This is a genomic window from Mesorhizobium sp. M4B.F.Ca.ET.058.02.1.1, from assembly GCF_003952505.1.
In the GTDB taxonomy this organism is placed as follows: domain Bacteria; phylum Pseudomonadota; class Alphaproteobacteria; order Rhizobiales; family Rhizobiaceae; genus Mesorhizobium.
Genome location: NZ_CP034450.1, coordinates 3,951,594 through 3,971,536 on the forward strand (window position 1 = coordinate 3,951,594; position 19,943 = coordinate 3,971,536).

At 65.5% G+C, this 19,943-nt stretch carries 17 protein-coding genes, 1 tRNA gene and 1 pseudogene; 11 read left to right on the forward strand and 8 right to left on the reverse strand.

Translation table 11 applies throughout. The features are described 5' to 3' along the window. Positions 1-207: 207 nt before the first annotated feature. Positions 208-284, reverse strand: a tRNA-Arg gene (locus tag EJ073_RS19325). Positions 285-421: 137 nt separating this feature from the next. Next, positions 422-1,909 (reverse strand): HAMP domain-containing sensor histidine kinase, encoded by a 1,488-nt coding sequence (locus EJ073_RS19330; RefSeq protein WP_126057166.1) that lies wholly within the window; start codon positions 1,907-1,909, stop codon positions 422-424. 276 nt (positions 1,910-2,185) lie between these two features. On the opposite strand from EJ073_RS19330, the gene rpmH reads away from it, so the two are divergent. The 5 genes from rpmH to yihA all read left to right on the forward strand — a co-directional run bounded on the left by rpmH (position 2,186) and on the right by yihA (position 6,080). Continuing rightward, positions 2,186-2,320, forward strand: a complete 135-nt coding sequence (gene rpmH, locus EJ073_RS19340) for a 50S ribosomal protein L34 (protein ID WP_008833937.1) — start codon at positions 2,186-2,188, stop codon at positions 2,318-2,320. A gap of 16 nt (positions 2,321-2,336) precedes the next feature. Further along, positions 2,337-2,690, forward strand: a complete 354-nt coding sequence (rnpA, locus tag EJ073_RS19345; RefSeq protein ID WP_126057167.1) for a ribonuclease P protein component — start codon at positions 2,337-2,339, stop codon at positions 2,688-2,690. A gap of 13 nt (positions 2,691-2,703) precedes the next feature. Further along, on the forward strand, positions 2,704-4,518 hold the full coding sequence (gene yidC, locus EJ073_RS19350) for a membrane protein insertase YidC (protein ID WP_126057168.1): 1,815 nt from the start codon (positions 2,704-2,706) through the stop codon (positions 4,516-4,518). Positions 4,519-4,791: 273 nt separating this feature from the next. Next, entirely contained in the window at positions 4,792-5,430 is a 639-nt protein-coding gene (locus tag EJ073_RS19355) for a CatB-related O-acetyltransferase (protein ID WP_126057169.1), read from the forward strand. Continuing rightward, on the forward strand, positions 5,430-6,080 hold the full coding sequence (gene yihA, locus EJ073_RS19360; protein ID WP_126057170.1) for a ribosome biogenesis GTP-binding protein YihA/YsxC: 651 nt from the start codon (positions 5,430-5,432) through the stop codon (positions 6,078-6,080). The genes EJ073_RS19355 and yihA overlap by 1 nt, the downstream gene beginning before the upstream one ends. A gap of 70 nt (positions 6,081-6,150) precedes the next feature. Here yihA and EJ073_RS19365 read toward each other — a convergent pair whose 3' ends face one another. Beyond that, positions 6,151-8,604, reverse strand: a complete 2,454-nt coding sequence (locus EJ073_RS19365) for a DNA translocase FtsK (RefSeq protein WP_126057171.1) — start codon at positions 8,602-8,604, stop codon at positions 6,151-6,153. Between the two features lie 218 nt (positions 8,605-8,822). Beyond that, positions 8,823-9,538, reverse strand: a pseudogene (locus EJ073_RS19370) (TetR/AcrR family transcriptional regulator). Positions 9,539-9,684: 146 nt separating this feature from the next. On the opposite strand from EJ073_RS19370, the gene EJ073_RS19375 reads away from it, so the two are divergent. The 4 genes from EJ073_RS19375 (at position 9,685) to EJ073_RS19390 (ending at position 14,556) form a co-directional block, all read left to right on the forward strand. Next, complete coding sequence (locus EJ073_RS19375; RefSeq protein WP_126057172.1) at positions 9,685-10,869, forward strand: HlyD family secretion protein; 1,185 nt, start codon at positions 9,685-9,687, stop codon at positions 10,867-10,869. A 133-nt stretch (positions 10,870-11,002) separates the two neighbouring features. Next, complete coding sequence (locus tag EJ073_RS19380; RefSeq protein ID WP_126057173.1) at positions 11,003-12,610, forward strand: DHA2 family efflux MFS transporter permease subunit; 1,608 nt, start codon at positions 11,003-11,005, stop codon at positions 12,608-12,610. A gap of 177 nt (positions 12,611-12,787) precedes the next feature. Beyond that, positions 12,788-14,068, forward strand: coding sequence for an SDR family oxidoreductase (locus EJ073_RS19385; RefSeq protein WP_126057174.1), 1,281 nt, complete (start codon positions 12,788-12,790; stop codon positions 14,066-14,068). After that, entirely contained in the window at positions 14,068-14,556 is a 489-nt protein-coding gene (locus tag EJ073_RS19390; protein ID WP_126057175.1) for a DUF2269 domain-containing protein, read from the forward strand. The genes EJ073_RS19385 and EJ073_RS19390 overlap by 1 nt, the downstream gene beginning before the upstream one ends. An 8-nt stretch (positions 14,557-14,564) precedes the next feature. Here the strand turns inward: EJ073_RS19390 and msrB are convergent, their stop codons facing one another. The 4 genes from msrB to EJ073_RS19410 all read right to left on the reverse strand — a co-directional run bounded on the left by msrB (position 14,565) and on the right by EJ073_RS19410 (position 17,295). Continuing rightward, positions 14,565-15,068 (reverse strand): peptide-methionine (R)-S-oxide reductase MsrB, encoded by a 504-nt coding sequence (gene msrB, locus EJ073_RS19395; RefSeq protein ID WP_126057176.1) that lies wholly within the window; start codon positions 15,066-15,068, stop codon positions 14,565-14,567. Between the two features lie 203 nt (positions 15,069-15,271). Further along, complete coding sequence (locus EJ073_RS19400) at positions 15,272-15,829, reverse strand: fasciclin domain-containing protein (RefSeq protein WP_126057177.1); 558 nt, start codon at positions 15,827-15,829, stop codon at positions 15,272-15,274. A 225-nt stretch (positions 15,830-16,054) separates the two neighbouring features. Continuing rightward, the gene (locus EJ073_RS19405; protein WP_126057178.1) at positions 16,055-16,759 is read right to left on the reverse strand and encodes an anti-sigma factor; all 705 of its coding nucleotides are present in this window, start codon (positions 16,757-16,759) and stop codon (positions 16,055-16,057) included. Continuing rightward, a complete protein-coding gene (locus EJ073_RS19410) occupies positions 16,756-17,295 on the reverse strand; it encodes a sigma-70 family RNA polymerase sigma factor (RefSeq protein ID WP_126057179.1) in 540 nt (179 codons plus the stop codon). Before EJ073_RS19410 ends, EJ073_RS19405 begins: the two co-directional genes overlap by 4 nt. 154 nt (positions 17,296-17,449) lie before the next feature. Here EJ073_RS19410 and EJ073_RS19415 point away from each other — a divergent pair, with 154 nt between their 5' ends. Both EJ073_RS19415 and argB read left to right on the forward strand, forming a co-directional pair. Then, complete coding sequence (locus EJ073_RS19415; protein WP_126057180.1) at positions 17,450-18,946, forward strand: amidase; 1,497 nt, start codon at positions 17,450-17,452, stop codon at positions 18,944-18,946. Positions 18,947-19,048: 102 nt separating this feature from the next. Continuing rightward, the gene (gene argB, locus EJ073_RS19420; RefSeq protein WP_126057181.1) at positions 19,049-19,942 is read left to right on the forward strand and encodes an acetylglutamate kinase; all 894 of its coding nucleotides are present in this window, start codon (positions 19,049-19,051) and stop codon (positions 19,940-19,942) included. The last annotated feature ends 1 nt before the right edge of the window (position 19,943 follow it).

Genomic DNA, 19,943 nt, shown 5'->3' on the forward strand with positions numbered 1-19,943 from the left:
CCACCAATGTGAATGAGTGTGGCTGTCGGCGCACTCGGCATTAGCGCGTTTGGCACTATCGCGGCTGCGCAACCGCGCTCCGAATGCGGCATCTCCACCGATGTCTCGTAGCGGCTCGTATCCTGAGAAGGTTTGCGCTTCCGCAGACAAAATCGCAGACAAACTAGTCGTGCTAGTCTGCGGCGCCCTGCTAAGTGCTTGAAATAATGGCGCGCCCGAAGAGATTCGAACTCCTGACCCCCAGATTCGTAGTCTGGTGCTCTATCCAGCTGAGCTACGGGCGCGCATCAGGCCATGCTTGGCATAGCCCCGCGATCCGATCGTGACGACCGGCCGCGACGAGACGTGTTCCCTAACGACTGAATTTCCGAAAAGCAAGCCGATCCGGCAAAAGTTTTGTCGCAGGCACTTTTTGTCCGGACTAGGCAGGTCGGCGCAAACTTCCGCGCGCCTGGTCGAGCCGCACCGGCTGGTCGGGGATGGTGACGGCGAAGACGGTGCGGCCGCCGATCGATTCGACCAGCTCGACCGTGCCGCCATGGGCGCGGATCAGCTCGTAGGCGATGGCCAGACCAAGGCCGGTGCCGCCGCTGCGCGCCGAGCCGCGGAAGGCGGCGAACAGGTTCTCGCGCGCTTTCGGCGGCAGGCCGGGGCCGGTGTCGGTGACGACGATGCGGCTGACGCTGCCCAGGCGCTCGGCCGAGACGGCCAGCCTGCGCACCACAGCGCTTTCGGTGTCGGCCGCCATCGCCTGCACGGCGTTGCGGCAGAGATTGGTGAGCACGCGGAACAGCTGGTCGGAATCGGCATCGACCTCGAAGGCGTGCTCGACGCCGTTGACGAATTCGATGCCCTCCTCGATGTCGAGCAGGCCGTGCACGTCCTCGACCAGCTGGCGCAGCCGGACGCGGCGGCGCGACGGCGGCGGCTCCTGCGTGCGGCCATAAGCGAGCACGCCCTCCGAATAGGACACCGCGCGGTCGAGCGCGCGCAGCAGCTTCGGCGCGAAGGACTGCACGGTCGGGTCCTTGACCAGCCGCAGGCGGTCGGACATCAGCTGCGCGGAGGCCAGGATGTTGCGCATGTCGTGGTTGATCTTCGACACCGCCAGCCCGAGATCGGCGAGGTGCTTCTGCTCGGAGAGCATCTTCTGCAGCCGTTCCTGCATCTGCGACAACTCGCGCTCGGCGACGCCGATCTCGTCGGCGCGAGCGGCGGGACGGATGATGCGCCCGGGATCGTCGGGCGCCTCCGAGAAGGTCAGCATCGAGCGCGTCATGGCGCGGATCGGGCCGATCATGATCAAGTCGATCGCGGCATAGACCAGCATGGCGGTGAACAGCGAGATCAGCAGCGAGACGAAGGCGACGTTGCGCGAATAGACCAACATGGCGCTGCGCAAGGCGTAGTCGGGCATGATCAGCTCGAATTCCTTGTCGCTCTCGCCGACCGGGCCGAACACGCGCAGCATGCGCTTGCCGCCGAAGAACAGCGTGTCGAGCGCCCCGGTCATGCCGTCGATCATGCCGACCTTGGAAATGTCGATATGCTCGTCGACCTGCGGCGGCATCTCGGACACCACCAAAAGCCGCGAGACGCCGCCGTCGCGCACGGCGATCGCCTTGGCGCCGATCGCCATCAAAACGTCGTTCTGGGCAGTGCGCGAGAGCGAGTTGGGCTCGCCCTGCACCAGGACGATCGAGACCGCGGCCGCTGTGCCCAGGCGCTCCTTCAGCCAGCTCACCCGATAGCTGGCGATCCAGGGCAGGAAAATCAGGATTTCGGCCAAAAGCACGAAGACGATGGTGAGCAGAAGAAGCTTGGTCGACAGGCCGCGCGACAGGGGCACCGTGCGGGCAGCGGTAATCGCCGCGCCGGCCCTGTCGTCCGTGGCTTGGGCTTCAGTCATGCTTCAGGTCTTCACAAACACTTGATAGCGAAGATTAGGCGATTGCGGCTTTTTTGCCAATTTCATCCTTGCGGGATAAAAAACATCCACCGCGCGATCGCGACAAAGGGCGCAGCCAGCGCCGGATTGACTTCCAAAACCCTTCTTTCTATAAGCCCGCTCACGCTCGGGCCATTCGTCCCGGCGCGGTTTCGATCGCGCCTAAACCGGCCCGGCAAAGCTCCTGTTACAGAGTGACAGAATCAAGAAGGGCCGCACCCCGCGGTATTAAAACAAATGAAGCGTACCTACCAACCGTCCAAACTCGTCCGCAAGCGCCGGCACGGTTTCCGTGCCCGCATGGCCACCAAGGGTGGTCGCGGCGTCGTTGCCGCCCGCCGCAACCGCGGCCGCAAGCGGCTCAGCGCCTGAACGAAAGACGAGATCGTTGCCCGCAACCGGCAAGCCAGTGGGACAAAATCCCAAGCGGCTTCTGAAGCGCGCGGATTTCCTGGCTGTCCGCGGCGGCGAAAAGCGCCGCGGGCGGCTTTTCCTCGTCGAGGTTCTCGACCGCGGCGACACGCTTTTGCCGCGCGTCGGCTATACCGTCACCAAGAAGGTCGGCAATGCCGTCGTGCGCAACCGCGTCCGGCGGCGGCTGAGAGAAGCCGTGCGCACGCATGCGGCCGATGACATGGCGCCGGGCAATGACTATGTCATCGTCGGGCGCGAAGATGTGCTCGCCATTCCGTTCGGCCAGTTGAAAGCCGAACTTTCCCGCCGACTGCGCGGAACACGATAGGCCAAGGGCTTCGATGGAAAACAACCGCAATTTCTTCATCACCATCGCGCTGTCGGTGCTGATCCTGACGCTGTGGCAGGTGTTCTACATGAACCCGCGCGTCGAGCAGCAGCGCGAGGCGGCCCGCATCGAGGAGCAGCGGCAGGCCGAACAGAAGAAGACCGCCGAGGCGGCCAATCCGGGCGCCGCCGGCACGCCGGCCCCCGCCCCCGGCGCCATTCCGAGCGCTCCCGGCGGCGAGGCCGTGACGGCGGCGGGCCGCGCGCAGGCGCTGGCGGCGACCAGCCGCGTCAAGATCGACACGCCGAGCCTGGAGGGCTCGATCAACCTGACCGGTGCGCGGCTCGACGACCTCAAGCTCAAGCACTACACCGAGACCGTCGACAAGAACTCGCCCGAGATCGAGTTGCTCAATCCGTCGGCGCTGCCCAACGGCTATTTCGCCGAGATCGGCTTCGTCGGCAACGACAAGACCGGCGCGGTGCCGGGCGCCGATACGGTGTGGACGGTCGACGGCAACGCGACGCTGACGCCGTCGACGCCGGTGACGCTGACCTATTCGAACGACAAGGGCCTGACCTTCAAGCGCACCGTCTCGGTCGACAACGACTATATGTTCACGGTCTCCGACACGGTGCAGAATTCGGGCGCCGCCGCCGTCTCGCTGTTCAACTACGGCCGCGTCACCCGCTTCGACAAGCCGGCCGTCGCCAGCACCTATGTGCTGCATGAGGGTCTGATCGGCTATACCGGGACGGAAGGCTTGCAGGAGCACAAATACGCCTCCATCGAGAAGGACAAGCAGGCCCAGCCCGGCAAGTCGACCGACGGCTGGCTCGGCATCACCGACAAATACTGGGCGGTGACGCTGGTGCCGACCGAGAAGCAGCCGTTCCAGCCGCGCTACGCCTATTTCGAGGATGGCCGCCACCGCTACCAGTCCGACTTCCTGACCGACGCGATCAATGTCGATGCCGGCCAGTCGGCGACCGTCGAGACCGAGGTCTTCGCCGGCGCCAAGGAAGTCGCCAAGATTAACGCCTATGCCGAGGACCGCCACATCAAGCGGTTCGACCTCTTGATCGACTGGGGCTGGTTCCACTTCATCACCAAGCCGATGTTCTGGCTGATCGACACGCTTTACAAATTCTTCGGCAATTTCGGCCTGGCCATCCTCGCCACCACCGTCATCGTCAAGGCCATCTTCTTCCCGCTCGCCAACAAGTCCTATGCGTCGATGGCGAACATGAAGAAGGTGCAGCCGAAGATGCTCGAGATCCGCGAGAAATACGCGGACGACAAGATGAAGCAGCAGCAGGCGATGATGGAGCTCTACAAGACCGAGAAGATCAATCCGCTGGCCGGCTGCTGGCCGGTGGCGCTGCAGATCCCGGTCTTCTTCTCGCTCTACAAGGTGCTCTACATCACCATCGAGATGCGGCACGCGCCGTTCTTCGGCTGGATCCAGGACCTTGCCGCGCCGGATCCGACCTCGATCTTCAACCTGTTCGGCCTGATCCCGATCACGCTGCCGCACATGCTTATGATCGGCGTCTGGCCGCTGCTGATGGGCGTCACCATGTTCCTGCAGATGCGCATGAACCCGACGCCGCCGGATCCGACGCAGGCCGCGATCTTCACCTGGATGCCGATCATCTTCACCTTCATGATGGCGGGCTTCCCGGCGGGCCTGGTCATCTACTGGGCCTGGAACAACCTGCTGTCGATCCTGCAGCAGGGCGTGATCATGAAGCGCCAGGGCGCCAAGATCGAATTGTGGGACAATCTGGCGGCGCTGTTCCGCAAGAAACCCTCGCCGGCGGAATAGCCGGCAGCCCGATCAATAGTCTTCGAAAAACCCGGCTCGTCCGGGTTTTTTGTTGTCGCCCGGAAACTCGGGCCAGGTATTCATCGTGGCTTTTTCAGTCCTCCCCAAAAGGCCGTGACGGCTTCCGGTGCTGCGACGCCGGTGTTTGGGAGGTCGTCCGGCAGGCCGGGGTCCCGCGCTGCTTCGCGGGACCCCGGCTTCACCACAGGTAGACCGCGCCGCCGCACACCCCTATAAGCTCCGTCTCGTCGCAAGGGTGGACGGAGCCAGCCCATGACCGGACCCAATCCCAACATCAAGCACCCGATCCCGATGCATCCGCGCGTCGGCTTCCTGAAAGGGCTGGTCACCGCGCCCAACATCGAGATCGGCGACTTCACCTATTACGACGACCCGGACGGGCCGGACAAATTCGCCGAACGCTGCGTGCTGCACCACTATCCGTTCATCGGCGACAGACTGATCATCGGCAAGTTCTGCGCCATCGCCGAAGGCGCGCGCTTCATCATGAACGGCGCCAACCATGCGATGTCGGGCTTCTCGACCTATCCGTTCAACATCTTCGGCCATGGCTGGGAGGAAGGCTTCGACCCGAAGACATGGTCGAAGGAGATCCGCGGCGACACGGTGGTCGGCAACGATGTGTGGATCGGCATGGATGCGGTGATCATGCCCGGGGTGACAATCGGCCATGGCGCCATCGTCGCGGCGAAATCGGTTGTCACGCACGACGTGCCGGCCTATGCGATCGTTGCCGGCAACGCGGCCAAGGTGGTGAAGATGCGCTTCGACGACAAGACGGTCCGGCGGCTGCTGATGGCAGCCTGGTGGGACTGGCCGGTGGACAAGATCAGCCGCAACCTCAACGCCATCAGGGGCGCCGACATTGCCCGCCTGGAGGCAGCCGTCTGATGGACAAGACCGTGATCGGCACCGACCTGTTCACCCGAGGCTGGGTCTTCATCCGCGGCGTGCCGGCGATGAAGTTCCTGCCGCCGGAAGGACCGCCGGAGATCGCCTTCGCCGGCCGCTCGAATGTCGGCAAGTCGTCGCTGATCAACGCGCTGGTCGGCCAGAAGGGGCTGGCTCGCACCTCGAACACGCCGGGGCGCACGCAGGAGCTCAACTATTTCGTGCCGGACGGCTTTTCCGGCGAAGGCGCCGACCTGCCGCCGATGGCGCTGGTCGACATGCCGGGCTACGGCTATGCCAGCGCGCCGAAGGAAAAGGTCGACGACTGGACGAAGCTGGTTTTCGACTATCTCAAGGGCCGCGTCACACTGAAGCGCGTCTATGTGCTGATCGATGCCCGCCACGGCATCAAGGCCAAGGACGAGGAGGTGCTGTCGCTGCTCGACAAGGCGGCGGTGTCCTACCAGATCGTGCTGACCAAGACCGACAAGATCAAGGCGGCCGGCGTGCCGCGGCTGATCGAGGAGACGCTGGCCAAGATCAAGAAGCGGCCGGCCGCCTTCCCGTTCGTCCTGGCGACGTCGTCGGAAAAGAGCGACGGGCTGGAGGAACTGCGAGCCGCGATCGTGCTCGCCGCCAACGGCGGCTGACGCACCCCCCGCGAAAGCGCGTCCGGTCAAACAAGACCGGCGTATCGCCCGGCCCCATCCCCGATCCTCGTCAATCCGTCTCGTCGCGCTCCGGCGCGTGGTCCCGCCGGCCGGCCAGGATTTCACGCTTGCCGACGTGGTTGGGCGTGCCGACCAGGCCCTCCTTCTCCATGCGTTCGACCAGCGATGCGGCGCGATTGTAGCCGATGCCGAGGCGGCGCTGGATGTAGGAGGTCGAGCATTTCTTGTCGCGCTTGACCACTTTGATGGCTTCCTCGTAGAGGGCGTCGCCATCCTCTTCGGCCATCGCGCCCTTGTCGAAGACGGGACCCGCGTCGGCCGCCTCTTCTTCCGCCTCCTCGTCGGCGGTGACCGTTTCGAGATATTCCGGACGCCCCTGCGCCTTCAGATGCGCCACGACGTGCTCGACCTCCATGTCGGAGACGAAGGGGCCATGCACGCGGACAATGCGCCCACCACCGGCCATATGCAGCATGTCGCCCTGGCCGAGCAACTGCTCGGCGCCCTGCTCGCCCAGGATGGTGCGGCTGTCGATCTTCGACGTCACCTGGAAAGAGATGCGGGTGGGGAAATTGGCCTTGATGGTGCCGGTGATGACGTCGACCGAGGGGCGCTGCGTGGCCATGATCAAGTGGATGCCGGCGGCGCGCGCCATCTGCGCCAGCCGCTGGATGGCGCCCTCGATCTCCTTGCCGGCCACCATCATCAGGTCGGCCATCTCGTCGACGATGATGACGATGTAGGGCATCGGCGCCAGGTCGATTTCCCGTTCCTCGAACAGCGGCTCGCCGGTGCCCTTCTCGAAGCCGACCTGCGCCTGCATGACAACGACCTCGCCATTGTCGCGGGCGGTGGCGGCGCGCTGGTTGTAGCCGTCGATGTTGCGCACGCCGAGGCGCGCCATCTTGCGATAGCGGTCCTCCATCTCGCGCACTGCCCATTTCAGCGCCGTGACGGCCTTCTTGGAATCGGTGACGACGGGCGTGAGCAGATGCGGGATGCCGTCATAGACGGACAGTTCCAGCATTTTTGGGTCGACCATTATGAGGCGGCATTCCTCCGGCTTCATCCGGTAGAGCAACGACAGGATCATGGTGTTGATGGCGACCGATTTGCCGGAGCCGGTGGTGCCCGCGACCAGCAGATGGGGCATCTTGGCCAGGTCGGCGATGACCGGCTCGCCGCCGATCGTCTTGCCGAGGCCGAGCGCCAGTCTGCAGGACGTGTTGCGGAAGCCGGCCGATTCGATCAGTTCGCGGAAATAGACCGTCTCGCGCGTCTCGTTAGGCAGTTCGATGCCGATGACGTTGCGGCCGGGCACGACGGCGACGCGCGCCGAGATCGCCGACATGGAGCGGGCGATGTCGTCGGCCAGGCCGATGACGCGGCTGGACTTCACGCCAGGCGCCGGCTCGAACTCGTAGAGAGTGACGACCGGACCCGGCCGGACATGGATGATCTCGCCCTTGACGCCGAAATCCTCCAGCACGCTTTCGAGCAGGTCGGCGTTCTGTTCCATCCGCTCCTGCGACATGTAGAAGCCCTGGCCCTCCGGCGGCATTTGCAGCAGTTCCTCGGACGGAAGCTCGTAGCCGGACGGGGCGGTCGACGGCACCACCTTGCCGGCGGCGGGCAGAGACGGCGCGCGCTTCGCGGTCCGGGCGCCTTTTGGAACGGAACTCGGCGCGGCGGGCTCCGCCGCAGGCGCCCGAGGCTCGGTGTCCAGCGGAGCGGGCCGGGCGGCGGGCGTGCCGGCCAGCGCTGTCGTTGGGGCAGGGCTTGGCGCCGGCCCGTTCGAACGCCATTCGATGACGCGGTAGAACGAAATTGCCTCGCCCGGGGAGGCGGAGCCGGACTGGGTCGGTCGCGCCGGAGGTTGCACGGGCGCCGAGGCGGGCGGTGGCGACGATTCGTTCAGGCGAGCCCGCGCCAGGCGCTCGGCGAGCAGGGGCATGCTGAACTCGAAAAAGGCATCATCGGAAAGATAGGACCAGCGGAATTTCGGCGGCTGCGCCTTTTGCGCCGGAGTGGCGACCGCCCGCGGCGGCGCGGCAACGGCCTGCGTCGGCTTGACGATGGCCTGCGGCGATCTGGCCGAAGCAGTGGAGACCAGGGCGGAAATTTTCCCGGCCGGAGTGGCCGGCTGGGGGGCCGACGGCGCGGGGCGGAAGGAATCGCCGCGGGAAGGCATCGCCTTGGCCGGCGCTTCATCATCCGGCTGCGCTGCAGGCCGCTTGTCGGAATCCGGCGTGCGGGTAAAGCGCACATTGGGCGCGAGAAAGAAATATTGCTGCCAGGCCGGGCGGCCGAACTCGCCACCCTCAGAATCCAACGAGGCGGCGGCATTCGATTCGCCCTCAACGGAGGCTCGCAGCGTGACGACCTGCCCCGTTTGCCGCTGCGGCGGCGCGGCCGCGCCTTGCTGCCGGGCATCTTCCGGATGACTGTCAACGTTGTCGCCATGGGCGGAAGCGCCGGAAGGATTGGCACGGGAGAAACGCATGGATGTCACACTCGAGATTCGTCGAACAAACGTGTCCCGAGACATAGGAACCGATGGTTAACAAGCCCTTCCGGAGGGCTCGGCAAAAGGGGCGATCGACGGTCGATTTAAGCGGGAGGAAGGACGTGCCCCGCGGACATCGGGGCTGGTTACGAATCTGCGTCGCGACGTCAAGGCACGTCGCGATCCTTCGCAATCGCTCCGCGCGCTTCAGGTTTTCACGCCGACTGCGCCGCCTGCTCCTCGGCCGCGAGCCTTTCGGTGCCGTAGGCCTTCAGGAACATGCTGACGCCCGACCTGACGACATGGTCGATCTCATCCTGGCTGGGGCCTTGGTGCGGTAGGAGAATATGCACTGGCGGAAAAATCCGGCCAGGCAAAGTTCAGTGAACTGATAGGCCGCAAGATCGACATCGTCGATCTGCAGCAGGCCGCGTTCGATGGCGGCATTGAGGAAGGCCATGACCTTGTCATGGCCGCGTTTCGGGCCGCGCTCGTAAAACCGCGCGCCCATGTCGGGTATCCTGTCCGCCGCGCCGATCACCGTGCGCTGCGCCTGGATGACCTTGGCCGAGGTGATCTTGAGCGACAGCACCTTGCCGAACTTGACCAGCGTCTCGCGCAGGTCGCCGGAGCGGTCGAGCATATCGTACATGTTCTTGAAGATTGTGCCGCGCTCTTCCTCGATCAGCGCCTCGAACAGCTCTTCCTTGTTGGCGAAGTAGACATAGATGGTGCCTTTGGAGACACCGGCCTCTCGGGTTATGTCATTCATCGAGGCGGCCTCGAAGCCCTTGTCGATGAAGACACGGCGCGCGCCCTCGATAATCTGGCTGCGCTTGACCGGATCCTGCCCAGCCGCCGGGCGGCCTCGACGCAGGCTGTCCAGCACGTCGCACTGGTCCGTGCCGGGGTCGGACACTGTTTCGGCCATAAAAGTCACACCTCGCAGAATAATTCGAACCAACCGGTTCGATTGCCTCTTGATATGGGCCTGTTTTAGCGCTAAGTCAATCTCCGTATCGAACCGAACGGTTCAGTATAACAGAATTTCCTCATATAGACCTGCTGAGAGATATCATGTCCTCGAACGCGCCCGCCACCGCCGAAGTCCGCACGTTTCCCAACGCCAAGGTCCAACCATCGACCGAAGCGCCGGAAGCGTTTCCGCAGCCCGCCACCGTGACCCCTGCCGAGGCGCCCGCCAAGAAGAAGCGTTCGGTGCGCTCGCTGCTTCTGCCCATCATCGGGCTTGGGCTGCTCGGCGCCGCCGGCTGGTACGGCTACGACTACTGGACCGACGGCCGCTTCATGATCTCAACCGACGACGCCTATGTCCAGGCCGACATGTCGTTCGTGTCGCCGAAGATTTCCGGCTATGTCGACAAGGTCCTGGTGAGCGAGAACCAACAGGTCAAGGCCGGCGATCCGCTGCTGACCATCGACGACGGCGACTACAAGATAGCTGTTGCCCAGGCCGAGGCGCAGATCGCCACTTTGGCGAAGACGCTCGACCGCATCGACGCGCAGACCAAGGCAGCCCAGGCCTCGCTGCAGCAGGCGCAGGCGCAGAAGGTGGCCGACCAGGCCGCGGCCGACAATGCGGCGCGCGCCCAGGACCGCGCGGCGCAGCTGCTCAGGACCCATGTCGGCACGCAGGCGCAGCTCGACGACGCGCAGACAGCGCTCGACCAGGCCAAGGCGGCGCTCGTCGGCGCCGATGCGCAGATCGCCGCTGCCCAAGCCAATATTGGGGTGCTCGAGGCGCAGCGCGCGGAGTCGGCAAGCACCCTGGCTTCGCTGCAGCTCGGCCGCGACAAGGCCGCGCGCGATCTGTCCTTCACGGTCCTCAAGGCGCCCTATGACGGCGTCGTCGGCAACCGCTCGGTCGAGCAGGGCGACCTCGTCAGCCCCGGCCAGAAGCTCGCCGTCGTCGTGCCGATGGACAAGCTCTACATCGTCGGCAACTTCAAGGAGACGCAGCTCGGCCATCTGGTGGCCGGCGAGAAGGTCCGCATCACGGTCGACGCGATCGACGGCCAGAGTTTCGAAGGCACGGTCTCGTCGCTGGCGCCGGCTTCGGGTGCGGTGTTCTCGCTGCTGCCGCCGGAAAACGCCACCGGCAACTTCACCAAGGTGGTGCAGCGCGTTCCGGTCCGCATCGACGTGCCAGCCGACGTCCTGAAGACCGGCAAGCTGCGCGCCGGCCTGAGCGTCATCGTCGCCGCCGACAGCCGTACCGCGCCGGCCGCGACGGCCAACTAGGCACTTTTGGGGGGCGGCCCGGCGGCTTGTCGAGCGCCGGGCCGCCCAGCCAGCCCAAGTATTTGTTTTGACGCAATTCCGAACGGAAAGCCGCCGCGCGCCTTTCCCGGAATTGCTGCAGGGAGGCCATGACATGGCAACCGCAACCGTCACCGCAGGATCGATACCGGCACGGCTGGCGGCACCCGCCCTGCCGGCCGACCATATGCCGGTTCGCCGCGTCATCGCCTTCCTGGCGATGGTGTTCGGCATGTTCATGGCGATCCTGGACATCCAGATCGTCTCGGCCTCGCTGGCCGAGATCCAGGCGGGCTTGAGCGCCAGCTCGGACGAGATCCCGTGGGTGCAGACGGCCTATCTGATCGCCGAGGTGGTGATGATCCCGCTGTCCGGTTTCCTCAGCCGGATGCTGTCGACGCGGGTCCTGTTCACGATCGCTGCCGCCGGCTTCACCGCGGCCAGCGCGCTGGCCGCGACCGCCACCAACATCGACCAGATGATCGTCTACCGCGCCATCCAGGGCTTCATCGGCGGCGGCATGATCCCCAGCGTCTTCGCGGCCGCCTTCACCATCTTCCCGCCGTCGCGCCGCGCCGTCGTCTCGCCGATGATCGGCCTAGTGGCGACGCTGGCGCCGACGATCGGCCCGACGGTCGGCGGCTATATCAGCCACGCGATGTCCTGGCACTGGCTGTTCCTGATCAATGTCGTGCCCGGCATATTGGTGGCGACGGCGGCCTGGACGCTGATCGATTTCGACAAGCCGAACCTCAAGCTGTTCTCGAAGTTCGACTGGTGGGGCCTCGCCGGCATGGCTGCCTTCCTCGGCTGCATGGAGTATGTGCTGGAGGAAGGCCCGAACAACGACTGGCTGCAGGACCAGGCGGTGTTCATCTGCGCCGCCGTCATGAGCATCGGCGCGGTGCTGTTCTTCTGGCGCGCCTTCACCGCCGAGGAGCCGATCGTCGACCTGCGCGCCTTCACCAACGTCAACTTCGCCTTCGGCTCGCTGTTCTCCTTTGTCGTCGGCATCGGCCTCTACGGGCTCACCTATCTTTATCCGGTGTTCCTCGGCCGCATCCGCGGCTACGATTCGATGATGATCGGCGAAGCGCTGTTCGTCAGCGGCCTGGCGATGTTCTTCACAGCGCCCGTTGCCGGCATCCTGTCGAACAAGATCGATCTCAGGCTGATGATGATGATCGGCTTCTTCGGCTTCGCCACCGGCACATGGTGGATGACGCATCTCACCGCCGACTGGGATTTCTACGAGCTGCTCATCCCGCAGATCCTGCGCGGCTGCTCGATGATGCTGTGCATGGTACCGATCAACAACATCGCGCTCGGCACGTTGCCGCCGGAGCGGCTGAAGAATGCGTCGGGTCTGTTCAACCTGACCCGCAACCTCGGCGGCGCCGTCGGCCTTGCCGTCATCAACACGGTGCTGATCGACCGCAACGCCTTCCACTATGCCAGGCTCGCCGAGCACGTGCAGTGGGGCAGCGCCGAAGCGCAGCAGAAGTTGCAGAACATGACCATGAACTTCGAGCAGACCGCCGGTCTCGACGCCACCAAGGCGGCGATCTCCAAGCTGTCCGGCATGGTCCAGCAGCAGGCATCGCTGCTGTCCTTCATGGACGTGTTCTACATGCTGACGGTGCTGTTCGCTACGCTCGGTCTGTTCGTCCTGTTCATCCGCAAGCCGGCCGACCAGGCCGGCGGTAGTGGCGGAGGCCATTGAGGCGCGCCGGAACCCCCGCCTGGCGCCCCTCGTGCATGACCCCGGAAATCGGCGACGATTCCGGGGTCATGCTTTAAGTCCACCTGTTTGGCGGCGACGGCGTCGGTGGCGATCGTGCCCTGGATGAGAGCCATCCGACCTGGTTTCTGCTGAAGTGGTTTCAGCTAAAGTTCCGGCATGAACGTCCTGATTCTCGGCGCGACCGGCTTCATCGGGTCCGCCGTCACAAGAAGACTTGCGGGGGAAGGCCACCAGGTCACGGGGCTTGGACGCGAGCCGGCGCGCGCGGCGCTGAGGATGCCGCAGGTCCGCTGGCTGAAGGCCGATCTCGCCGGCATGACGCGGAGCGTGGACTGGCAGACCGCGCTGTATGGCCAGCGGGCCGTGGTCAATTGCGCCGGCGCCCTGCAGGACGGGCTCGCCGATGACCTGACGGCCACCCAGGAAAAAGCGATGCTCGCTCTCTATGAGGCCGCGCGCGACCGGGAATTGCTGATCGTCCAGATCTCGGCGGACACAGCGGGAACCGGCCCCGACCTGCCCTTTCTCGACACCAAGAGGCGGGCCGACGGGGCGCTCGCGGCAAGCGGGGTGCGCCATGTCATCCTGCGGCCGGCGCTGGTGCTCGGCCGCAATGCGCATGGCGGCTCCGCCTTGTTGAGGGCGCTCGCTGCCTTCCCGTTGGCGATCCCTTTGGCTTACGCCGACAGCCCGGTCACGACGGTCGCGCTCGACGACGTCGCCGGCGCAGTCAGCGCCGCGATCGGCGGCGTCTTGCCCTCCGGCTCGGACCTCTCGCTCGCCGGCGATGAAGGCCTGACGCTGAAGGACCTTGTGCTTTTGCATCGCAACTGGCTCGGCTTGCCCCCGGCTCCTGTGTTTGCCGTTCCGCCGATGGCCGCATGGCCGGTGACGTGGCTGGCCGATCTCGCCGGCCGGCTCGGCTGGCGCTCGCCGCTCCGCTCGACCGCACTTGCGGTGATGGCGGGCGGTGTCGAAGTGCGGCGGCAGCCAGGGTCAGACCAGCGCCTTTCGTCGGCGGCCGAGACGCTCGCCGCCGCCCCTTCGGGCGTGCAGGATCTATGGTTCGCCCGCCTCTATCTGCTGAAGGCGCCGATCATCGTCGCGCTGGCGCTGTTCTGGCTGGTATCCGGCCTCACGCCGTTCCTGGCATTCGAGGCGGCGCGCAGCCATTTCGCAAGTTTCCTGCCTGGCCATGCCGCGGGCGCGATGGTGGCGGTGACGTGTCTTGCCGACATCGCACTGGGCCTTGCGGTGCTCTTCCGGCCCTGGGCGCGGCGCGCCCTGATCGGCATGCTGGTGCTGACGCTCGCCTACCTGCTTGCCGCTACATTCGCGGAGCCCGCGCTCTGGCTCGATCCGCTCGGCCCCCTCGTCAAAGTGGTGCCGTCGATCCTGCTGGCGCTCACGGCCCTTGCCATTCTGGACGAACGCTGATGGCGCTGGAAGACGTGCTACGGCTTGTCCATGTGCTCGGCTCGACGGTGCTGTTCGGAACCGGCATCGGCATCGCCTTCTTCATGGCGATGGCCGTCAGGACCCGCGACCCCCGCATCATTGCCCATGTCGCCGGCATCGTGGTGGTCGCCGATACCATCTTCACGGCGACTGCCGTGATGCTGCAGCCGCTGACCGGGTACGGGTTGGCGCGCGTCGTCGGCTGGCCGCTCAACGAAGGCTGGATCCTGCTGTCACTGGCGCTTTATGTGATCATCGGCCTGTTCTGGCTGCCGGTGGTCTGGATCCAGATCCGCTTGCGCGACATGGCCAAACACGCTGCGGCGGAAGCGACCGCCCTGCCACCAGGCTTCGACCGGCTCTACCGCGTCTGGTTCGCGTTCGGCTTTCCGGCTTTCTTCGCCGTGGTCGCCATCTTCTGGCTGATGCTGACCAAGCCCAGCATCACGCTTCTCGGCCTGAACTAAAGCGCCACTTAGGCGGCGGCCGGCTTGAAGCTCAGCGCCACGCCGTTGATGCAATGGCGCAGACCGGTCGGCGGCGGGCCGTCGTCGAAGACATGGCCGAGATGGCCGCCGCAGCGGCGGCAATGCACCTCGGTGCGGGTCATGCCGAGCGACCGGTCTGCGGTCGTGCCGATGGCCTTGGGAATTTCCTGCCAGAAGCTCGGCCAACCGGTGCCGGAATCGAATTTGGTCTCCGAGGGATAGACCGGCAGGTCGCAGCCGGCGCAGGCGAAGATGCCCTTGCGGTGCTCGTCGAGCAGCGGGCTGGTGCCTGGATATTCGGTGCCTTCCTTGCGCAGCACATTGTAGGCCGCGTCGGACAGGATGGCGCGCCATTCGGCGTCGGTCTTGGTCACTTCGAAGGTCTCGGCGGCGCGGGCATTTGGCGCGCCACCAATGCGCAGCAAGGCAGCCGTGCCGGCTAGGACCGCGGCGGCCGCGGCGCCGCTCAGGAGAAGATCGCGACGGTTCATGGGACAATTCCTCCAATGCCGGTTTGCCAGATTTTCGCGCCGGGCGAAAATCAAAAGCGGTTGACGCCCCCAACGAAAACTCCGCGCCGGCTCCACTTCACGTGGACGGCGCGGAGCAAGCGATCAGTCGCACGGCCTACAGGAGAGGAGCCGCGCAACCGGGGAAGGCCTTTGCCATGTCTTCGCTGGCAGCGGCGTCTTTGTTACATCTTCGGCAGCAGCACCTTGTCGATGACGTGGATGACGCCGTTGGACTGCCGGACGTCGGCGATCGTGACATTGGCGACATTGCCGTTCTCGTCGGTCACGGTGACCTTGCCCTTGTCGGCCTTGAGCGTCAGTTCGCAGCCGCCGGCGGTCTTGACCTTGTGCGCGCCGCCATCGGCCTTGGCCATCTTGGCGACGTCAGCAGCCATCGCCTTGGCGGCGATGACGTGGCAGGTCAGGATCTTGGTGAGCTTGTCCTTGTTCTCGGGCTTGAGCAGCATCTCGACGGTGCCGGTGGGCAGCGCGGCGAAGGCCTCGTTGGTCGGCGCGAAGACGGTGAACGGGCCGGCGCCCTGCAGCGTGTCGACCAGGCCGGCGGCCTTGACGGCGGCGACCAGCGTGGTGTGGTCCTTCGAATTGACGGCATTCTCGATGATGTTCTTCTTGGCATACATCGGCGCGCCGCCGACCATCGGATTGGCGGCATAGGCGGCGGCACCGAGCGTGGAAAGACCAATAGTACCGGCGAGCAAAAGGGTGGCGAATTTACGCATGATTTCTATCTCCTCTGGATATCGTTGCCCGTCTTTGGGAACACCAGGAGATACGGGGCAGACTTGCGCGAGTTTCGCCCGGCTCTCAAAAATTTTTATCTGACCTTGCGCGGGACGAAATTACGCTGATGAGCGCGCATCCAGAAAGAAACTTTTCTCGTTCTAACCTCATGCAGGATAGATTTCGATTATTCTTTCAGGGAGGGCGCTCAATCCTCGAAGAGACTAGATGCCCTTCAGGTCGCCCGCGGCGACAACCGGCCCGGTCGGCTGGCCGGTCGGCGAGCCGCCGATGGGCTCGACGCTGACGGCGAGCACGGCGCCTTGCGCGAGCTTCTGCTCAACAGCAGGGGTGACGGCCATGTGCGTCGTCTGGCCGGCGGGAATGACGCCCATCGAAACCGGCGCGTTCTTGCCCTCGATCATCCACAGCTCGAAGTCCTTGCCGGCGGCACGCTCGCCGGAGACAAGGGAGAGACCGACATCGCGGCGCGCAGCGTCGTAGACGACGAGGTATTTGACGTCGCTGCCATCGGCCGCCAGCGATGCGACAAGCCGCTGCCGCGGCTCGACGACAGGCGGGTTGATGTATGGCAGGGCGATGGCGATCGCGAGCGCCGCGACGGCGGCGGCGGCGAGGCCGCGCCAGAAGGTGAGGCTCGACCAGAGGCCGGCGCGGGACTCTTGGGCGAACAGCCGGCGATCGATCGCCTCCTTGACCCTGATCGGAGGCTCGGTCTCCGGATAGGCGGCGGCCATCGGCGAAAGGTGAACCTCCCAGCGGTCGACAAGGCGCGCGAAAGCGGCGTCCGCCTCGATGCGGCGGGACGCGATCTGGCGTTCGTCCGCGGCCAGGACGCCAAGAACGTATTCGGCGGCGAACAGGTCGTCGCCTCCACGTTCCGGTCCGTTTTCCTCTGCCAGCGTCATCTTTCCAGGCATTCCCTGAGTTTCAACAGGCTGCGCCGCAGCCAGGTCCGCATCGTGTTCAGCGGCACGCCATGGCGCTCCGCCAGCTCGGCATAGCTTTCGCCGTTCAGATAGGCGCCCCGGACGGCCGCCGCCCGGTCCTTCTCCAACTCGTCGAGGCAATGGTAGATGCGCACGGATTCACCGCCCGCCACGGCCATGGCCTCCGGTCCCGGCGCCGGATCGGCCACGTTGAGCGCGGCGTCGATATAGGCGGCCGGCTCGCGCCGCGCCCGAATGCGATCGATCGCATGATTGCGCGCAATAGCCACCAGCCAGGAAATCGGGCTTAGATCGGAGACCGCGAAACGATCCGCCTTCGTCCAGATCTTGACGAAGACCTCCTGCAGCGCTTCTTCCGCATCTCCCCTGTCCTTCAATACACGAAGGCAGACACCGAAAAGTTTCGCGCTGGTCTGCCGGTAGAGCAGATCAAACGCTGCCCGGTCCTTCATTGAAGTCCGGACGATCAGCTGGCTGATGTCCTGCGGCGCCATGGCGGCAAATTAGAGGATTGCCATACATTTGCAACGGCGCAGGCAATACTGTCCCCCTCAAAGCTTGCGATGATCTTTGCTCACGATGGGTTCGCGCGCCGTTGCCAAGCAAATCGGCTGCCGCTAGCCTCCGGGCCGGCGGAGGACAGCGGCGATGTCGGTCGAACGGGTGCTGTGGGAAGAGGATGCGACCGGCCTGGCCGGCCTGGTGCGCAAGGGCGAGCTCTCGCCGCAGGAGCTTGTCGACGCGGCGATCGCGCGCGCCGAGGCGACGCGCCCCGACATCAACGCCATCGCCGAGCCGCTCTATGATGCGGCGCGGGCGCGCGCCAAGAGCGTCGACCGCGCGCTGCCGCTCGCCGGCGTGCCCTTCGCGCTGAAGGATCTCGGCATCGGCCTCAGGGGCGTGCCGATCCATGGCGGCAGCCGCATCCCGGCTTTCACCGCCGACTACAATTCGGTGATGGTCGAGCGCCATCTCGCCGCCGGCCTGATCCCGATCGCCACCACCACCTCGCCCGAGCACGGGCTGAGGCTGATGACGGAATCGGCGGCCTTCGGCATCACCCGCAATCCGTGGAATATGGGCTATACCACAGGCGGCTCGTCCGGGGGCGCCGCGGCACTGGTGGCAGCCGGCGTGGTGCCGGCGGCGCACGCTTCCGACGGCGGCGGCTCGATCCGGGTGCCCTCGGCCTGCAGCGGGCTGGTCGGCTTGAAGACCTCGCGCGGCCGCGTGCCGCTGACGCCGCTCACCAGCGAAAGCTGGTACGGCATGGTTGTCGACCACGCGGTCGCCCGCTCGGTGCGGGATTCGGCGCTGCTGCTCGACCTGACGCATGGGCCGGATCCGCTGTCGCCCTATGGCGCGCCGGCGCCGAAAGGCAGCTTCGCCGCCGCCGCGGCGCGCGATCCCGGCAAGCTCAGGCTCGCCGTCTACCGCAAGTCGCCGCTCGGCCTGCCGATTTCGGCCGAGACGCTGCAAGCGCTGGACACGGCTATCGCGTTGGCGCGCGAGGGCGGTCATACGGTCGACGAGATCGACCTGCCCTATATCGGGCGCGATTTCATGGCCGACTTCTGCAAGACGGTGACCTCGGCGGTGGCCGGCACGATGCGCGCCGAGGCGCTGCGCGTCGGCCGCTCCGTTGCCGGCGACATCGAGCGCGCCACGCGTGTCTTGAGCCGCTTCGGCGATATCATCCCGGCCGGCGAACTCTATGAGATCCTGCAGCGGCTCAATGCCACGTCGCGCCGGCTGATCGCCGAGACAGCCCAGTACGATGCGGTGCTGATGCCGATCATCGCACACCCGCCGCTGGCCTGCGGCGCCATGGACCCGAAGGGCGCCGACGAGTTCATCGAGAACCTGCTGGACAAGCTGCATTTGACCAGGCTGCTCAGGGCCAAGTCGTTCCTCGGGCAGCTGATGGACAAGAGCCTGTGGTTCACCCATTGGCCGGCGATCCAGAATGTCACCGGCCAGCCGTCGATCGCGCTGCCGGTCCATGTCACCGAGGCAGGCCTGCCGCTCGGCATCCAGGCGGCGGGGCGCCCGGGCGACGAGGAGACGCTTTTGTCCTTCGCCGCGCAGATGGAGAAGATTTCGGGCTGGCTGGAGCGGCGGGCGCCGCTCAAGGTGCCGGGCTAGAGAACGGAAGCACGATTTCACGATTGTGACAGCAAAGCCGTTTGCGGCCTGCGGCAATTCCCGCTAAGACGCGCGCCATCCTTGCCACTTGGGAACGCACCGATGACGGATATCGCCGCCACCGCCGAAATGCAGGCCGCGCTGCTTTCGCGCGCGCTGCCCTACATGCAGCGCTACGAGAACAAGACGGTCGTGGTGAAATATGGCGGCCATGCCATGGGCGACAGCGAGCTCGGCAAGGCGTTCGCCCGCGACATCGCATTGCTGAAACAGTCCGGCGTCAATCCGATCGTCGTGCATGGCGGTGGACCGCAGATCGGCGCCATGCTCAACAAGATGGGCATCGAATCCAAGTTCGAGGGGGGCTTGCGCGTCACCGACCAGAAGACGGTCGAGATCGTCGAGATGGTGCTGGCCGGCTCGATCAACAAGGAGATCGTGGCGCTGATCAATGCCGAAGGCGAATGGGCGATCGGGCTGTGCGGCAAGGACGGCAACATGGTGTTCGCCGAAAAGGCGCGCAAGACCATGATCGATCCGGACTCCAACATCGAGCGGGTGCTCGATCTCGGTTTCGTCGGCGAGCCGGTCGAGGTCGACCGCACGCTGCTCGACCTGCTCGCCCGCTCCGAAATGATCCCGGTGCTGGCGCCGGTGGCGCCCGGCCGCGACGGCCACACCTACAACATCAATGCCGACACCTTCGCCGGGGCGATTGCCGGCGCTTGCAGGGCCTCGCGGCTCTTGTTCCTTACCGACGTGCCCGGCGTGCTCGACAGGAACAAGAAGCTGATCGACGAGCTGACGGTCTCAGAGGCCAAGGCGCTGATCAGGGATGGCACCGTGTCGGGCGGCATGATCCCGAAGGTCGAGACCTGCATCGAGGCGATCGAGCGCGGCGTCGAGGGCGTCGTCATCCTCAACGGCAAGACGCCGCATTCGGTGCTGCTGGAGCTGTTCACCGAGCACGGCGCCGGCACCCTGATCGTGCCCTGAC

What these genes read in the sequence shown, in the direction of transcription:
- EJ073_RS19330 (WP_126057166.1), bottom strand. Translation starts at nt 1,909, where the DNA reads ATGACTGAAGCCCAAGCCACGGACGACAGGGCCGGCGCGGCGATTACC.
- rpmH (WP_008833937.1), top strand. Translation starts at nt 2,186, where the DNA reads ATGAAGCGTACCTACCAACCGTCCAAACTCGTCCGCAAGCGCCGGCAC.
- yidC (WP_126057168.1), top strand. Translation starts at nt 2,704, where the DNA reads ATGGAAAACAACCGCAATTTCTTCATCACCATCGCGCTGTCGGTGCTG.
- EJ073_RS19355 (WP_126057169.1), top strand. Translation starts at nt 4,792, where the DNA reads ATGACCGGACCCAATCCCAACATCAAGCACCCGATCCCGATGCATCCG.
- yihA (WP_126057170.1), top strand. Translation starts at nt 5,430, where the DNA reads ATGGACAAGACCGTGATCGGCACCGACCTGTTCACCCGAGGCTGGGTC.
- EJ073_RS19365 (WP_126057171.1), bottom strand. Translation starts at nt 8,604, where the DNA reads ATGCGTTTCTCCCGTGCCAATCCTTCCGGCGCTTCCGCCCATGGCGAC.
- EJ073_RS19375 (WP_126057172.1), top strand. Translation starts at nt 9,685, where the DNA reads ATGTCCTCGAACGCGCCCGCCACCGCCGAAGTCCGCACGTTTCCCAAC.
- EJ073_RS19380 (WP_126057173.1), top strand. Translation starts at nt 11,003, where the DNA reads ATGGCAACCGCAACCGTCACCGCAGGATCGATACCGGCACGGCTGGCG.
- EJ073_RS19385 (WP_126057174.1), top strand. Translation starts at nt 12,788, where the DNA reads ATGAACGTCCTGATTCTCGGCGCGACCGGCTTCATCGGGTCCGCCGTC.
- EJ073_RS19390 (WP_126057175.1), top strand. Translation starts at nt 14,068, where the DNA reads ATGGCGCTGGAAGACGTGCTACGGCTTGTCCATGTGCTCGGCTCGACG.
- msrB (WP_126057176.1), bottom strand. Translation starts at nt 15,068, where the DNA reads ATGAACCGTCGCGATCTTCTCCTGAGCGGCGCCGCGGCCGCCGCGGTC.
- EJ073_RS19400 (WP_126057177.1), bottom strand. Translation starts at nt 15,829, where the DNA reads ATGCGTAAATTCGCCACCCTTTTGCTCGCCGGTACTATTGGTCTTTCC.
- EJ073_RS19405 (WP_126057178.1), bottom strand. Translation starts at nt 16,759, where the DNA reads ATGACGCTGGCAGAGGAAAACGGACCGGAACGTGGAGGCGACGACCTG.
- EJ073_RS19410 (WP_126057179.1), bottom strand. Translation starts at nt 17,295, where the DNA reads ATGGCGCCGCAGGACATCAGCCAGCTGATCGTCCGGACTTCAATGAAG.
- EJ073_RS19415 (WP_126057180.1), top strand. Translation starts at nt 17,450, where the DNA reads ATGTCGGTCGAACGGGTGCTGTGGGAAGAGGATGCGACCGGCCTGGCC.
- argB (WP_126057181.1), top strand. Translation starts at nt 19,049, where the DNA reads ATGACGGATATCGCCGCCACCGCCGAAATGCAGGCCGCGCTGCTTTCG.